The 15,213-nt window shown below is 63.1% G+C and carries 17 protein-coding genes; 14 read left to right on the top strand and 3 right to left on the bottom strand.

From position 1 onward, the window contains the following. Window positions 1-59: 59 nt before the first annotated feature. Entirely contained in the window at window positions 60-944 is an 885-nt protein-coding gene (locus MIC97_RS08060) for a DMT family transporter (RefSeq protein WP_239799588.1), read from the top strand. Here MIC97_RS08060 and MIC97_RS08055 read toward each other — a convergent pair. Continuing rightward, entirely contained in the window at window positions 914-1,768 is an 855-nt protein-coding gene (locus MIC97_RS08055) for a YihY/virulence factor BrkB family protein (RefSeq protein WP_183824186.1), read from the bottom strand. The two genes, MIC97_RS08060 and MIC97_RS08055, sit on opposite strands and share 31 nt — an antisense overlap. A gap of 74 nt (window positions 1,769-1,842) precedes the next feature. On the opposite strand from MIC97_RS08055, the gene MIC97_RS08050 reads away from it, so the two are divergent. The 7 genes from MIC97_RS08050 to MIC97_RS08020 all read left to right on the top strand — a co-directional run bounded on the left by MIC97_RS08050 (window position 1,843) and on the right by MIC97_RS08020 (window position 7,235). Then, window positions 1,843-2,682 (top strand): SDR family oxidoreductase, encoded by an 840-nt coding sequence (locus MIC97_RS08050; protein ID WP_239799587.1) that lies wholly within the window; start codon window positions 1,843-1,845, stop codon window positions 2,680-2,682. A gap of 35 nt (window positions 2,683-2,717) precedes the next feature. Further along, the gene (locus tag MIC97_RS08045) at window positions 2,718-2,909 is read left to right on the top strand and encodes a twin transmembrane helix small protein (RefSeq protein WP_239799586.1); all 192 of its coding nucleotides are present in this window, start codon (window positions 2,718-2,720) and stop codon (window positions 2,907-2,909) included. Between the two features lie 41 nt (window positions 2,910-2,950). Further along, on the top strand, window positions 2,951-3,532 hold the full coding sequence (locus MIC97_RS08040) for a cob(I)yrinic acid a,c-diamide adenosyltransferase (RefSeq protein ID WP_239799585.1): 582 nt from the start codon (window positions 2,951-2,953) through the stop codon (window positions 3,530-3,532). Window positions 3,533-3,553: 21 nt separating this feature from the next. Next, the gene (locus MIC97_RS08035; RefSeq protein ID WP_239799584.1) at window positions 3,554-4,327 is read left to right on the top strand and encodes a rhomboid family intramembrane serine protease; all 774 of its coding nucleotides are present in this window, start codon (window positions 3,554-3,556) and stop codon (window positions 4,325-4,327) included. Between the two features lie 225 nt (window positions 4,328-4,552). Further along, window positions 4,553-5,302, top strand: a complete 750-nt coding sequence (locus MIC97_RS08030) for an electron transfer flavoprotein subunit beta/FixA family protein (protein ID WP_239799583.1) — start codon at window positions 4,553-4,555, stop codon at window positions 5,300-5,302. Window positions 5,303-5,324: 22 nt separating this feature from the next. Further along, the gene (locus tag MIC97_RS08025; RefSeq protein ID WP_239799582.1) at window positions 5,325-6,254 is read left to right on the top strand and encodes an electron transfer flavoprotein subunit alpha/FixB family protein; all 930 of its coding nucleotides are present in this window, start codon (window positions 5,325-5,327) and stop codon (window positions 6,252-6,254) included. Between the two features lie 102 nt (window positions 6,255-6,356). Continuing rightward, on the top strand, window positions 6,357-7,235 hold the full coding sequence (locus MIC97_RS08020) for a 3-hydroxybutyryl-CoA dehydrogenase (RefSeq protein WP_239799581.1): 879 nt from the start codon (window positions 6,357-6,359) through the stop codon (window positions 7,233-7,235). 74 nt (window positions 7,236-7,309) lie between these two features. On the opposite strand, the gene secA is transcribed toward MIC97_RS08020, so the two are convergent. After that, entirely contained in the window at window positions 7,310-10,036 is a 2,727-nt protein-coding gene (gene secA, locus MIC97_RS08015) for a preprotein translocase subunit SecA (RefSeq protein ID WP_239799580.1), read from the bottom strand. A 256-nt stretch (window positions 10,037-10,292) separates the two neighbouring features. Between secA and MIC97_RS08010 the strand changes: the two genes are divergently transcribed. The 6 genes from MIC97_RS08010 (at window position 10,293) to MIC97_RS07985 (ending at window position 14,493) form a co-directional block, all read left to right on the top strand. Next, on the top strand, window positions 10,293-11,201 hold the full coding sequence (locus tag MIC97_RS08010) for a peptidylprolyl isomerase (protein ID WP_239799579.1): 909 nt from the start codon (window positions 10,293-10,295) through the stop codon (window positions 11,199-11,201). A 147-nt stretch (window positions 11,202-11,348) separates the two neighbouring features. After that, window positions 11,349-12,590 carry a bifunctional glutamate N-acetyltransferase/amino-acid acetyltransferase ArgJ gene (gene argJ, locus MIC97_RS08005; RefSeq protein ID WP_239799578.1) on the top strand — a complete coding sequence of 414 codons (1,242 nt, stop codon included), beginning with the start codon at window positions 11,349-11,351 and terminating at the stop codon, window positions 12,588-12,590. A 5-nt stretch (window positions 12,591-12,595) separates the two neighbouring features. Then, the gene (locus tag MIC97_RS08000; RefSeq protein WP_239799577.1) at window positions 12,596-13,363 is read left to right on the top strand and encodes a GNAT family N-acetyltransferase; all 768 of its coding nucleotides are present in this window, start codon (window positions 12,596-12,598) and stop codon (window positions 13,361-13,363) included. A gap of 4 nt (window positions 13,364-13,367) precedes the next feature. Continuing rightward, window positions 13,368-13,781 carry an 8-oxo-dGTP diphosphatase MutT gene (mutT, locus tag MIC97_RS07995; protein WP_345773542.1) on the top strand — a complete coding sequence of 138 codons (414 nt, stop codon included), beginning with the start codon at window positions 13,368-13,370 and terminating at the stop codon, window positions 13,779-13,781. 120 nt (window positions 13,782-13,901) lie between these two features. Continuing rightward, on the top strand, window positions 13,902-14,219 hold the full coding sequence (locus MIC97_RS07990) for a hypothetical protein (protein ID WP_239799576.1): 318 nt from the start codon (window positions 13,902-13,904) through the stop codon (window positions 14,217-14,219). A 91-nt stretch (window positions 14,220-14,310) separates the two neighbouring features. Continuing rightward, window positions 14,311-14,493 (top strand): Flp family type IVb pilin, encoded by a 183-nt coding sequence (locus tag MIC97_RS07985; RefSeq protein WP_239799575.1) that lies wholly within the window; start codon window positions 14,311-14,313, stop codon window positions 14,491-14,493. 4 nt (window positions 14,494-14,497) lie between these two features. Here MIC97_RS07985 and yihA read toward each other — a convergent pair whose 3' ends face one another. Beyond that, window positions 14,498-15,181, bottom strand: a complete 684-nt coding sequence (gene yihA, locus MIC97_RS07980; protein ID WP_239799574.1) for a ribosome biogenesis GTP-binding protein YihA/YsxC — start codon at window positions 15,179-15,181, stop codon at window positions 14,498-14,500. Window positions 15,182-15,213 lie beyond the last annotated feature (32 nt).

The raw sequence follows: 15,213 nt of genomic DNA, 5'->3' as shown, positions 1-15,213 counted from the left end.
GGGATGAGGCCGCTAAGCCGTGAACAACAATGTCGGTCTGACCGGCTGAAAGGTTTACGATGAAGCGCTTCATCCCATCGCTGTTCGTGGTTCTGTGGGCGACAGGCTTCATCGGCGCGCGCTACGCCATGCCATGGGCGGAGCCGTTCACCTTCCTCGGTGCGCGTTTCGTCATCGCAGCCGTCATCTTCGCCTTCCTCGCCGTCGTCCTGCATGCGCGCAGGCTGCCGGCACGCACCGCCTGTCACGCCATGGGCGCAGGGGTGCTGATGCACGGCGTCTATCTCGGGGGCACATTCTGGGCGGTGCGCCACGGCATGCCGGCCGGCCTGTCGGCGCTGGTGGCCGGCCTCCAGCCGCTGGTCACGGCGGTGATGGCGGGGCAGGTGCTCGGCGAGAAGATCCAGCCGCGCCACTGGCTGGGGCTGGGCATCGGCCTTGCCGGCGTCATCCTCGTGCTGTGGCCGAAATTCGGAGTGGCGGGCAGCGGCATCACCCCGGCCACGCTCGGTGCATCGATCTGTGCGGTTCTGGCGATCAGCGCCGGAACCATCTGGCAGAAGCGCCACGGCTCCGGCGGCGATCTGGTGACGGGAACCTTCTGGCAATATGTGGGCGGCGCGGCCGTCGCCGTGCCCATCGCTCTCCTGTTCGAGACGCGCACCGTGGTGTTCAATGGCGAACTGGTGTTTGCCATGACGTGGCTGGTGCTGGTCCTGTCGGTGGGCGCGATATTCCTGCTGATGATCCTGATCAGGGACGGCGAAATGTCGAAGGTGGGCTCCCTGTTCTATCTGGTTCCGGCGGTGACCGCGCTGATGGCCTGGGCGCTGTTCGGGGAAACGCTCACGCCCGTCCAGATCGTCGGCATGGCCATCACCACGCTGGGCGTTGGGCTGGCCACGGCGCGTGCTCAGGCGCCGACGCGGGCTCGCGCTTCCTGATAGCGGCTGATGGCTGCGTTGAGTTCACCGCCGAGGATGAAGATCGCCGACACGATGTAGAGGAAGACCACCGCGATCATGATCGAGGCAAGCCCCGCATAGGTCGAGGCATAGGACGAGAAATTGTCGATATAGGCGCCAAAGATCATCGAGCCGACAACCCATGCCACGAGGGTAAAGCCGATGCCGGGCAGGATGGACAGAAAGCTGCGCCGCCCGGTCGGCAGCCACATATGCACCGCCAGCAGAGCGCCGATGATGACGGTGGCGGCGATGGTGTAACGCCAGAAGGTGATGGTGCCCATATAGGGGCTGATCCATTCGAAATGCGCTTCCGCCAGCCGCGCCAGCAACGGCGCGAACACCAGAAGCACGCTGATGGCGAAGAACACGGCGGAGCCGATCAGCACGAAAATGAGGCTTTGAATGCGCCGGTAGATGATGCCGCGATCTTCCGTCACCCGGTAGGCGCGGTTCAGCGAGGTGCGCAGGGCCTCGATGCCGTTCGAGGCGAAGAAGGCGGCCAGCAGAACGCCGTAGGTCAAAAGGTCCGTGCGCTGCACGGTCAGCACGTTGAGGACTTCGTTGGCGATGGGCTTTGCGATCTGTTCCGGCCATGTGTCGAACACCAGATGCACGGCGGTGTCGGCGAAGGCCTCCGCACCGAGGAACGATGCCAGCGTGGTCGCGAAGATCAGGAACGGGAACAGCGCCATCAGCGCCGAAATGGCCAGATGACTGGCCATGGACCATCCGTCGTCGTCGTTGAAATGCCCGAGCGCGTCATAGAGAACGCGTTTGACGGCTACAATCCTGCGTAACAATGGCTGGTCCCGTGATTGAATCAAGGCCGCGAATATGGGAAAGGTTGCCCCTGAAAGACAAGCCCCGGGGAAGAATGGCCGGTCCTGACGCACAGTTGCCCACCATCATCGTCACCGGAGCATCTTCAGGCATCGGCGCTTACTGCGCCCGCGCGCTGAAGGCCGATGGCTGGCGGGTTTTCGCCACGGCGCGCAAAAAGCAGGACATCGAAGCGCTGGAAGCCGAGGGCTTCGAAGCCTTCTATCTCGACTATCGCGAGCCAGCCTCCATCGAAGCGCTCGTCCGGGACGTGATGGACCTGACCGGCGGGCGTCTCGATGCACTCTACAACAATGGCGCCCACGCACAGGCCGGGGCGGTGGAAGACCTGCCGGTGGAGGCCCTGCGCGAACAGTTCGAGGCCAATGTGTTCGGCTGGCATGACCTGACGCGGCGCGTGCTGCCGGCGATGCGCGCACAGGGGCATGGCCGGCTGGTTCACTGCTCCTCGATACTCGGCCTGATGCCGGCGCGGCTGCGCGGCGCCTATTGCGCCTCCAAGCATGCGGTGGAAGGGCTGATGCTGACGCTGCGTTTCGAACTGGAAGGCTCGGGCATTCATGTCTCGCTGATCGAGCCCGGCCCGGTGCGTTCCAACATTCACAGGAACGGCATGGTCTGGTTCCTCAAGCATGTCGACTACGGTAATTCTTCCTATCGCGACGATTATCGCGCGCAGATGGAGCAGGTGCGCAGCACCACGGACAAGGTGCGCTCGGAGCCCGCCGTCGTCTACCGGGCACTGCGCCATGCGCTTGTGTCGCAACGCCCGCGCGCGCACTATGTGGTAACGATGCCCGCCAGGGTCGGCGCGCTCATCAAGCGGCTTCTGCCGGCGAACCTGTTCTACCGCATACTTTCGCGGGCCGCCTGAACCCGAAAGCCCGATACAGCAACGGACATCTGCATATGGCAACCGCTTTCAACATCATCGCCGTCGTCTTCATGTTCGCCGTGGTCGTCGTGCTGATCCGCGGCCTGATGAACATGATGCGCGGCGGGTCGGGCAACACGTCCAACAAGCTGATGCAGGCGCGCATCATTCTGCAGTTCGTGGCGCTGGTCTTCCTGCTTCTCGCCGTCTACATCGCCGGCAGGTAAGCCGGCCGGAGGTTATCCCAAGGGGTGTCCCAGAGGTTGTCATGGTCAGGCTCAACAAGATCTACACCCGCACCGGCGACGCCGGCACCACCGGGCTCGGGACCGGCGAGCGGCGGCTGAAATGCGACCAGCGCGTGGAAGCCTACGGCGCCGTGGATGAGGCCAATGCCTGCATCGGCATGGCCCGTGTCCACACGGCATCCGCACATCCTCTCATCGACGCCATGCTGGGGCGCATCCAGAATGATCTGTTCGACCTCGGCGCAGACCTTTCGACGCCGGACACCGGCCGGAAGCTGGACTACGAGCCGCTGCGCATCGTGGCCTCGCAGGTCGAGCGCGTCGAGCAGGACATCGATCTGCTGAACAAGGATCTCCAGCCACTGCGCTCTTTCGTGCTGAACGGCGGAACGCCGGCAGCCGCCGCGCTGCATCTGGCGCGCACGGTGGCTCGGCGCGCCGAGCGCGAGATGGTGGCGCTGGCGCAGCAGGAGGGCGAGCACGTCAACGCGGAAGGCATCCGCTACATCAACCGCGTGTCGGATCTGCTTTTCGTTGCGGCACGGGCCGTCAATGACAACGGAAATGCCGATGTGCTATGGGTTCCAGGCAAGAACCGCTGAGCCCGTATCCACAGGAGCCGCATGTTCATCCCGCTTTATGACACCAACCGTCTGCACCACATACGGTTTGCCTATGTCACGATCGGGCTGATCGCGCTCAACATCGTCGTCTATTGCGTCACGACGCTGGGCGGCCAGGATTTCTCCAACGCCGCGATGCTTGGGCTGGGCTTCATACCGTCGGTCGTCTACCACTATGCCGAGCTGGCGCCGCAGTTCATCGTGGTGCCGGAGCGCTGGAGCTATCTCACCTATTCCTTCCTGCATCTGGATGTCCTGCACCTTGGCGGCAACATGCTGTTTCTGTGGGTGTTCGGCGACAATGTCGAAGATGCCATGGGGCATCTGCGCTTCCTCGCCTTCTATCTGCTGAGTGCTGCGGCCGGCGCCTTGATGCATGGGCTGGTGGCGCCGGAATCGCAGGCGCCGCTGATCGGTGCATCCGGCGCGGTGGCCGGCGTCGTCACCGCTTATCTGATGCTTTATCCGCGCAACAAGGTGTGGATCCTTGCCTTTGCCCGCATTCCGTTGCGGGTGCCTGCCGCGTGGGCGCTGGCGGCCTGGATCGGCCTGCAGTTCGTGATGTTCCTGTGGGCGGGGGAAGACCAGATTTCATGGGCCTGCCATGTCGGTGGGATTCTGGGCGGTGCGGTGCTGCTGCTTCTGTTTAAACGCCGGGACGTGCCTTTGTTCGCGCCGGCAGAAGTGGCTGATGCTGCCGCTGAGGATGACGTAACGTTGGCTCCGGTGGCCGTGAGCGAAGATAAGCCGGCTGCGCGTTGGGGCAGGCAGTAAAGCAGGCAATTCAAACGATTTTGTTTGCACTGCACATATTGACGGGCCAAAGGGCCGCAACTACGGTTCCGCCCGCCTGAGGAAGCCCTCCCGCCACTACAGGGTGCCGCATACCAGTCTATGGCGAACGGGCCTATAGCGAACGGAAATGTCGGCTTTGAACAATTTTGACTGGAAAAGCGCTGTTATGGCGCACCCAAGGAAATCTCGAGAGGTGAGTGCAACATGAAAGTTCTCGTCCCCGTCAAGCGGGTTGTTGATGCGAATGTGAAGGTTCGCGTGAAGGCCGACGGCAGCGGTGTTGAGCTTGCCAATGTGAAGATGGCGATGAACCCGTTTGACGAGATCGCGGTCGAGGAAGCGATCCGCCTGAAGGAAGCGGGCAAGGTTACGGAGATCGTCGTGGTCTCGGTCGGCCCGCAGCAGGCGCAGGAGACGCTGCGCACGGCGCTGGCCATGGGCGCCGACCGCGCCATTCTGGTGAAGTCGGACGAGACGGTCGAGCCGCTGGGCGTCGCCAAGGTGCTCAAGGGTGTGGTCGAGGCCGAACAGCCGGGCCTGGTGGTCATGGGCAAGCAGGCGATCGACGACGACAGCAACCAGACCGGCCAGATGCTGGCAGCGCTTCTGGGCTGGGCACAGGGCACCTTCGCCTCGAAGGTCGAGCTCGACGGCGACAAGGCCAGGGTTACCCGCGAGGTCGACGGCGGTCTGCAGACGGTGGAGCTGAAGCTGCCGGCGATCGTGACCACGGACCTGCGCCTCAACGAGCCGCGCTATGCCTCGCTGCCCAACATCATGAAGGCCAAGAAGAAGCCGCTGGACGAGAAGAGCCCGGCCGATTTCGGCGCTGATGTGGCGCCGCGCCTGAAGGTTGTGAAGACCGAAGAGCCGGGCGGCCGCAAGGCGGGCGTGAAGGTTGGCTCGGTGGCCGAGCTTGTCGACAAGCTCAAGAACGAAGCCGGCGTGCTCTAAGCGAAGCGGAAAGGGACAAAAAATGGCAATTCTTCTGATCGCCGAACATGACAACGCCTCGCTGTCGGACCAGACGGCCAAGGCGCTCTCTGCCGCTCTCCGGATCGGCTCCGAGGTGGATGTGCTGGTCGCCGGCAAGGGCGCGAAGGCTGCCGCCGACGCCGCTGCAAAGCTCAAGGGCGTGCGCAAGGTGCTGCTGGCCGAGGCCGACGAACTGGCCGAGCGTCTGGCCGAGCCGTATGCGGCACTGATCGTTTCGCTGGCCGGCAATTACGATGCCATCGTCGCGCCGGCGACCTCGTCGGGCAAGAATGTCGCCCCGCGCGTTGCGGCGCTGCTCGATGTCGCGCAGATCTCCGAGATCATCGAGGTCGTGTCGGCCGACACCTTCAAGCGCCCGATCTATGCCGGCAACGCCATCCAGACGGTGCAGTCGGGCGATGCGAAGAAGGTCGTGACCGTGCGCACGGCTTCCTTCCAGGCCGCCCCCGAGGGTGGTTCGGCCGCGGTCGAGAGCGTTTCGGCCGCGTCTGATCCGGGCGTGTCGTCCTTCGTGGAGAACAAGCTGTCGGAGAGCGACCGTCCGGAGCTGACATCTGCGAAGATCATTATCTCGGGTGGTCGTGCGCTGGGCTCGGCCGAGAAGTTCCAGGAAGTGATCCTGCCGCTGGCCGACAAGCTGGGTGCTGCCGTCGGCGCCTCGCGCGCCGCCGTCGATGCCGGCTATGCGCCCAACGACTGGCAGGTGGGCCAGACCGGCAAGGTGGTCGCGCCTGAGCTCTACATCGCAGCCGGCATCTCCGGCGCGATCCAGCATCTGGCCGGCATGAAGGATAGCAAGGTCATCGTCGCCATCAACAAGGACGAGGAAGCCCCCATCTTCCAGGTCGCCGACTACGGCATCGTCGGCGACCTCTTCACCATCATCCCAGAGCTCCAAAAGGCGCTTTGACCGCCAAGCGCAATACGTATTAAACTGTCAGGGACGGGGTGGACGCAGTCGCCCCGTCCTTTTAGTTTGCAGTGCACAAATATCAATCAGACGGGGTCAGGAATGAGCAGGATCGGAACGGTCGGCATCGTCGGAGCGGGGCAGATGGGCGGAGGCATCGCGCATGTTTCGGCTCTCGCCGGCTATGACGTGCTCGTCTACGACATTTCCTCCGACCGCATTGAAAAGGGTCTCGCCACCATCAGTGGCAACCTCGCGCGGCAGGTGTCTTCCGGCAAGCTCGACGAGCAGGTCCGCAAGGAAGCGCTTTCGCGTATTTCCGGCGCCCAGTCCATGTCCGATCTGGCCGCCGCCGATCTCGTCATCGAGGCGGCGACGGAAGACGAGACGGTCAAGCGCAAGATTTACGCCGAGCTTTGCCCGCAGCTCAATCCGGCGGCCATCCTTGCGACCAACACCTCCTCCATCTCCATCACGCGCCTTGCGGCGCAGACAGATCGTCCGGAGCGTTTTATCGGCATCCACTTCATGAACCCGGTGCCGGTGATGAAGCTGGTCGAGCTGGTGCGCGGCATCGCCACCGATGACCAGACCTTCGAGACGGCGAAGGCCTATGTGAATGCGCTCGACAAGACGATCACCGTCTCGGAAGATTTCCCGGCTTTCATCGTCAACCGCATCCTCCTGCCGATGATCAACGAGGCGATCTACACGCTTTACGAGGGCGTGGGCTCGGTCGAGGCGATCGATACGGCGATGCGGCTTGGCGCCAACCATCCGATGGGCCCGCTCCAGCTCGCCGATTTCATCGGCCTCGATACCTGCCTGTCGATCATGCAGGTGCTGCATGACGGGCTCTCGGATTCCAAGTACCGCCCGTGCCCGCTGCTGGTGAAATATGTCGAGGCCGGCTGGCTGGGCCGCAAGGCAGGCCGCGGCTTCTACGACTATCGCGGCGAGCACCCGGTGCCGACGCGCTGATTTCTGCTTCACGGCAATAAAAAAGCCCGCTGTTATCAGCGGGCTTTTTTGTTCTTAGGAGAAGCCTTCGCCGATCAGGCGAAGGTGCCGTGGCAGTGCTTGTACTTCTTACCGGAGCCGCAGGGGCAAGGCTCGTTGCGGCTGACCTTGCCCCATGTCGCCGGATCGGCCGGATCGCGGTCCTCGGGGGCGATGACGGCGCTGGCATCAGCGCGCAGCAGCACGGCCGAATCACCAAAATCGTCCTCGCCGGTGGTGGCGTCGATGTGCTGGCCATGCGCCTCCGGCGCCTGGGGGGGAGGAGCATCGGCTGCCTGACGCACCAGCTCGACGCGCATGAGCTGCGCGGTAACAGCCTGACGCAGATTGCCCAGCATGGCCTGGAACAGCTCAAAGGCCTCGGCCTTGTATTCCTGCAGCGGGTCGCGCTGGGCGTAGCCGCGGAAGCCGATCACCGAACGCAGATGGTCGAGGTTGACGATGTGCTCGCGCCACAGATGATCGAGCGTCTGCAGCATGATCGAGCGTTCGACATAGTTCATCACATCCGGGCCGAAGCGTTCGGCGCGGTCCTTCGCGGCGGCCTCGGCTGCCTCGGTAATGCGCTGGCGAATATCGTCCTCGGCGATGCCTTCTTCCTTCGCCCATTCCTCGACGGGCAGGTCGAGATTGAGGTACTGGGCGACCTCGGCGCGCAGACCTGCCAGATCCCACTGTTCGGGATAGGCGTTCTCGGGGATTGCCTTGTTGACGATTTCCTCGATGACGCCGGTCCGCATTTCTGCGATCGTCTCGCCAAGGCCTTCGCCGTCCATCAGCTCGATGCGCTGTTCGAACACCACCTTGCGCTGGTCGTTGGCGACGTCGTCATATTTCAGCAGGTTCTTGCGGATGTCGAAGTTGCGGGCCTCAACCTTGGTCTGGGCCTTTTCCAGAGCCTTGTTGATCCACGGGTGGATGATGGCCTCGTCTTCCTTCAGGCCAAGCTTCTGGAGCATGCTGTCCATGCGCTCGGAGCCGAAGATGCGCATCAGGTCATCCTGAAGCGAGAGATAGAATTTGGAGCGGCCGGGGTCGCCCTGACGGCCGGAGCGGCCGCGCAACTGGTTGTCGATGCGCCGCGATTCGTGGCGCTCGGTGGCGAGAACGTAAAGCCCGCCGGCGGCCAGCGCCTGCTCCTTCAGCCTTGCAATGTCCTCGCGGATCGCCTTCTCGCGCGCCTCGCGCTCGGGGCCGGCTGGCATGTCGCCCAGCTCTTCCTCGATGCGCATGTCGGCATTGCCGCCAAGCTGGATATCGGTGCCGCGGCCGGCCATGTTGGTAGCGATGGTGACTGCGCCCGGCTTTCCGGCCTGCGCGACGATCGACGCTTCGCGCTCGTGATGGCGGGCATTGAGGACCTCGAAGTCGGTCAGCCCGTCCTTCTTCAGCCTCTCAGCCAGATATTCGGACTTTTCGATGGAGGTGGTGCCGACGAGGATCGGCTGGCCCTTGGCGCGCGCCTCCTTGATTTCCTTGACGATCGCCTTGTATTTCTCTTCGACCGTCCGGTAGACCTCATCATCCTCGTCGATGCGCTGGACGGGGAGGTTGGTCGGGATTTCGGTCACTTCCAGGCCGTAGATGTTGCCGAATTCCTCGGCTTCGGTCAGCGCCGTGCCGGTCATGCCCGACAGCTTCTCATACATGCGGAAGTAGTTCTGGAAGGTCACCGAGGCCAGCGTCTGGTTTTCCGGCTGGATCTGGACGTGTTCCTTGGCCTCCAGCGCCTGATGCAGGCCTTCCGAATAGCGGCGGCCGGGCATCATGCGGCCGGTGAATTCGTCGATGATGACGATTTCGTTGTCGCGGACGATATAGTCCTTGTCCCGCTGGAACAGGCGGTGCGCCTTCAGCGCGTTGTTGACGTGGTGAACCATGGCGACGTTCTCGACGTCGTATAGCCCGTCGCCCTTCAGCAGGCCGGCGGCACGCAGCATGCCTTCGAGCTTCTCGGTGCCATCCTCGGTGAAAATGGCTGTCTTCTGCTTTTCGTCGACCTCGTAGTCTTCCGGCTTGAGCTGGATGATGAAGGCATCAACGGTATTGTACATCTCGGAACGGTCCTCAAGCGGACCGGAGATGATCAGCGGCGTGCGGGCCTCGTCGATGAGGATGGAGTCCACCTCGTCGACGATGGCGTAGTTGTGGCCTCGCTGAACCATCTGCGCGCGCTCATACTTCATGTTGTCGCGCAGATAGTCGAAGCCAAGCTCGTTGTTGGTGGCGTAGGTGATGTCGCAGGCATAGGCATCGCGGCGCTCTTCGTCGGAGAGCCCGTGGACGATGATGCCCACCGTGAGGCCGAGGAACCGATGGAGCTTGCCCATCCAGTTCGCGTCGCGCGAGGCGAGGTAGTCGTTGACGGTAACGACATGGACGCCCTTGCCGGTGAGGGCATTGAGATAGGTCGGCAGGGTGGCGACCAGCGTCTTGCCTTCGCCGGTGCGCATCTCGGCGATGCCGCCATTGTGCAGCACCATGCCGCCGATCATCTGAACGTCGAAGGGGCGCATGCCGAGCACGCGCCGTGCCGCCTCGCGCACGGTGGCGAAGGCGGGAATCAGAAGGTCATCGAGGGTCTTGCCATCGGCAAGCTGTTTGCGGAATTCGTCGGTGCGCGCTCTCAGCTGTTCGTCGGAAAGAGCCTTCAGCTGCTCTTCCAGCGCGTTTATTTCCGCAACCCGGGCTCGGGTCGCCTTGATGCGCCGATCGTTTGAGGAACCGAAGATCTTACGGGCGAGTCCGCCAAGACTGACCATGAAATGGCCCTTTCAATTGCAATCCTGAATATCGCGGCAGATGCCGGTTTGCTCCGTCATATCCGCCATTGCGCATTGGGAATACCATAAATCGCTTGGAAAACGGTTATGGACGCAAAGTCGTGGGACAGATAAGAGTCGCCACCACCGATGTCAACGGCACGATCTTTTTCGCATGAATGCGCGGAATTCCGCCACATTTTCGCTAACTGGAAGTGCTTTGAAACAGTTCGCAATCTCCACCGGAGTTTCTTTCATGTCATTTTCGTACCGTCGCGTGTCGCTTGCCAGCCTTGGCATGGCCGTTGGCCTTTCCGCTCTGGCTCTGGCGCCGCTCGCGGCTCAGGAGCAGGCTCCGGCCGCAGCTGCGGCAGAAGCTGCAACCCCGGTCGATCCGAAGGCCGTCGTTGCCACCGTCGACGGGCAGACGATCACCGAAGCCGATCTGGAACTCGCGCAGAGCGAGCTTGCGCAGCAGTTCGCGCAGTTGCCTGAGGCCCAGCGCCGGGCCGCAGCCCTCTCGGCCGCGATCGAGGTGAGGGTGCTGTCCAACAAGGCAATTGCTGAAGGCCTCGACAAGGACGAGGATTTCCAGCGCCGCGCCGCCTTCCTCCAGGCCCGCGCTCTGCATGGCCAGCTGGTCGAGAAGGAAGTTGTCGGCAAGATCACGGATGACGAGATCCGTGCCCGCTATGACAAGGAAATTTCAGCCACCACGCCCGTCAACGAGGTCCACGCCCGCCATATTCTGGTGAAGACCAAGGAAGAGGCCGACAAGATCGTCAAGGATCTGGACGGCGGCGCCGATTTCGAGAAGCTCGCCAACGAGCACACCACCGACCCGAGTGGCAAGACCAGCGGCGGTGATCTCGGCTACTTCGGTCCCGGCCAGATGGTGCCGGAATTCGAAAAGGCCGCCTTCGAGATCGCGCCGGGCAGCTATGGCAAGGAGCCGGTGCAGACGCAGTTCGGCTGGCACGTCATCAAGGTTGAGGACAAGCGCGCCAAGGAGCCGCCGGCGTTCGATGTGGTCAAGGAGCAGGTCAAGTCGCTGCTGATCCGCGACAAGTATTTCGCGCTGGTCAAGGACGCCCGCGCCGCGGCCAAGATCGACATTCCCGACGCTGACCTGAAGAAGGCCGTCGAAAGCGCCGACGGCGAATAAGCCATTTTCCCTGGATGGGGAAACAGAAAGGCCGGTCATGGGACCGGCCTTTTTCATGACGGGCCGTTCAGAACCTTCAAACGCCTTGCGTGACGTTGCGCGATGAGGCAAATCCTGTCGCGTTCCACCTTTTTCAGCCGAGGCCACATGTCCGCTGCCATTTCCCCGCTTGCCCCCAAGAAATATCCGAAAATGCCGGCCATCGAGGGCGTGCGCATGGCGACCGCGGAAGCGGGCATCAAGTACAGGGGCCGCACCGATCTGCTGGCCATGGTGTTTGATGCGGGCACTGCCGTGGCTGGCGTGTTCACCCGCTCGAAATGCCCTTCCGCCCCGGTCGACTTCTGCCGGGAGAACCTGCCCGGCGGCAAGGCGCGGGTGCTGGTCGTCAATTCGGGCAATGCCAACGCCTTCACCGGCAAGAAGGGCCGCGAGACGACCGCCGCCACCGGCAAGGCGGCGGCGAAGGCAGCGGGTTGTGCCGAGGGCGAGGTTTTCCTCGCCTCCACGGGCGTGATCGGCGAACCGCTCGATCCGGCCCGGTTCACGCATCTGCTCGATGCGCTGGTCAGCGATGCAAAGCCCGAGCTCTGGAAAGAGGCCGCCAGCGCCATCATGACCACCGACACCTATCCCAAGGTGGCGACGGCGACGGTGAAGCTTGGTGACGTGGACGTGACCATCAACGGCATCGCCAAGGGCGCGGGGATGATTGCGCCGGATATGGCGACGATGCTCTCCTTCATTGCCACCGATGCGCCGATCGCCGCGCCTGTGTTGCAGGCGCTGCTGTCCGGCGGCACGGCAAAGACCTTCAACGCGGTGACCGTCGATTCCGACACCTCGACCAGCGACACGCTGCTGCTGTTTGCGACCGGCGCCGCTGCAAAGCGCGGCGCGCCTGCCATCAACGACGTGAAGGATCCGCGCCTGTCGTCCTTCAAGCGCGCACTCGGCAAGATCCTGAAGTCGCTGGCCTTGCAGGTCGTGCGCGACGGCGAAGGCGCACGCAAGCAGATCGAGATCACCGTGGAGGGCGCAAAATCGGCACGCTCGGCCAAGCGCATCGCGCTTGCCATCGCCAATTCGCCGCTGGTCAAGACCGCTGTCGCCGGCGAGGACGCCAACTGGGGCCGGGTGGTGATGGCCGTCGGCAAGGCGGGCGAGCCGGCCGACCGCGACCGCCTGTCGATCTGGTTCGGCGACAATCGCCTCGCCCATGAGGGCGAGCGCGACGTTTCCTATTCCGAAGAGGCGACATCGGCCTATATGAAGCGCGATGAGATCGCCATCCGGGTCGATCTGGGCATCGGCAGGGGCAAGGCCACGGTGTGGACCTGTGACCTGACCAAGGAATATGTCACCATCAACGGAGACTATCGGAGCTGACCACCGTGATCCATCCGAGCGAGCAACTGGCTTCGGTGCGCCGCTTCGAGGCGGCGGGCTTCCGCGCGTGGCCGGCTGCCGCTGTCCATTACGATGGCACCTGGGTGATCCGGCTGACCGCCGGGCATCCGGCCAAGCGTCTGAACTCCGTCAATCCGCTCGACCGGGGCGATGTGGCCAGCATTACGGAGCGTGTGGCCCGCGCCGGACGCCGTTTCGAGTCCTATGGTCGTCCCCTCACGTTTCGCGTGTCGCCGCTGGCAGGGCCTGAGCTTTCCGCATGGTTCGATGGCGAGGGCTGGTCCCGCTTCGACGATTCGCTGGTCATGAGCATGCCGCTGGTCGAGGCGCAGGTTGATGAGGCCATCGACCAGATTCCATTGAAGGACATCGGACGCTTCGTGTCAGCTTCGCTGGAAGTGCAGGGGGCGGATGCTTCTCTGCGCGCGGGTCTTTCCGAGATCATCGGCGCGATACAGCCGCAAACCGGACTGTTTGCGATGGAACGCGGCAATGAGCCGCTTGCCAGCCTGATCTGCGTTCACGACGGTGACCTGGCCGGGCTGTTCGAGATTGCGACCCGTGCCGTAGAGCGTCGGCAGGGGCATGGCCGCAAGCTGGTTCTGTCGGCGCTGAAATGGGCGCGCCTGCGCGGGGCGCGGCAGGCGTGGTTGCAGGTGGAAGCCGCCAACGAGCCGGCGCTTGCGCTTTACCGTTCCCTCGGGTTCACCGAGGTCTATCGCTATCACTATCGCCGTCCGCCCGGAGCCTGAAAGCGTGACCGACAAGCCGAGACGTCTTTTGCTGGTCAGCGCCTGCGCGCTCGTCGACGCCGACGGGCGGGTGCTGATCGCCCAGCGCCCGGAAGGCAAGCAGCTTGCAGGCCTGTGGGAATTTCCCGGCGGCAAGGTGGAGCAGGGTGAGACGCCGGAGGAGTGCCTGGTGCGGGAGCTGCGTGAGGAGCTCGGCATCGAGACGCAGATCCCATGCCTTGCGCCGCTGACCTTCGCCAGCCACACCTATGACGATTTCCACCTGCTGATGCCGCTCTATGTGTGCAGGCGCTTCACCGGCACGCCGCAGCCGCGCGAGGCGCAGTCGCTGAAATGGGTGCGCCCGCGCCAGATGCGCGACTATCCGATGCCGCCGGCCGATGCGCCGCTGATCCCCTTCCTGATCGATCTCCTGTAACGCGGCAACGCCTCCGGCATTTCGCTTTAAGGTTGTATTAAGCATGTTCTGAAAAACTGAACATGGCTGCGGTCCTTTGCTGGTCCGTAGGGGTATGGGCAATTTTCCGGGGAGGCCGGTTTGAGTCTCGACAACGACTGGGAAAGAATTCGCGGACGCCGCCAGGCGGTCGTGAGACGCGGAGGCATGGGCGTGTTGCGGCTTTCGCTGCTTTTCGGAACTGCGGCTGCCGCCCTCACCCTGCTGGTAACGCCATATCTGGCAGACAGGACCGCTCGCCAGTTGTCCCGCGCCGAGCCGGCAGGACTTGATTTCATGAGCACGGGGTCTGTGGCGCGTGGCACAAACACATACACCATGCGCAGAAGCGTGCTGCAGGCTTCCAACACCGGCGTCTGCATCATTCGCGCCAACGGCTCACGCAGCGGAGATTGCTGAACCACGGCGCTTTACCCTGCGTTAACGCTGTTGCGTTAACCTTCCTTAATCCCTGCCCGATAGGTTCTCTTTAAAAGAGGGGCATTCGCGCATGGTCGTTCTCATCCGGCAGTTCCTTGCAGACCAGACCGGCACTGCCGCGATCGAATATGGCCTCATCGCTACGCTGATCACGCTTGCCATCATCGTGGCGCTCGGCGGAGCCGCGGATCAGGTAACGGCCATGTGGGGATCGAACGATTCAAAGATCAGCCAGGCCATGAGCGGCCCATAAGGGCCTATTCGCCACGTGCGCACTGGATGATGGCGGCCCGCAACTCGTCCAGTCCCTGATTCTTTTCCGAAGACGTGGCCAGCACGGTTGGGAACGCTGCCGGGCGCTTGCGGATTTTCTGCAATGTATCCTCGATCAGCCGTGGCACGCCGGCGGCTTTGATCTTGTCGGTCTTGGTCAGAACGATCTGATAGGAAACGGCAGCCTTGTCGAGCAGGGACAGCACGTCCTCGTCATTGGCTTTGATGCCATGGCGGGAATCGATGAGCACATAGACGCGCTTCAGCGTCACGCGGCCCTTCAGATAGTCGAACACAAGTTTCGTCCACTGATCGACATGCTCCTTGGGCGCCTGTGCGTAGCCGTAGCCGGGCATGTCGACCAGCGCCAGCGGGGGCAGGTCGGCATCCTGCCCGGAAAAACCGTCGGGAACGAAGTAGTTCAGTTCCTGCGTGCGGCCGGGGGTGTTGGAGGTGCGCGCCAAACCCTTTCTTGAGACCAGCGCGTTGATGAGCGACGACTTGCCTACATTGGAGCGGCCGGCAAAGGCGATCTCCGGCGGGCCTTCGGGCGGCAGGAATTTCATCGCCGGCACGCCGCGGATGAAAACCCAGGGCCGTGTGAACAATGCTATATCGAGGCCGGAGGTTGCCGCCGTGGCAACGCTGGTCTGATCGGGCGCGGTCATGAAATGCCTTTCACGCTGGAACCGCGATCATT

The sequence above is a fragment of the Aquamicrobium sp. NLF2-7 genome (assembly GCF_022359935.1).
GTDB classification, from domain to species: domain Bacteria; phylum Pseudomonadota; class Alphaproteobacteria; order Rhizobiales; family Rhizobiaceae; genus Mesorhizobium; species Mesorhizobium lusatiense.
The sequence above is the reverse complement of the archived record's forward strand: the minus strand, read 5'-3'. Positions and strand labels throughout refer to the sequence as shown.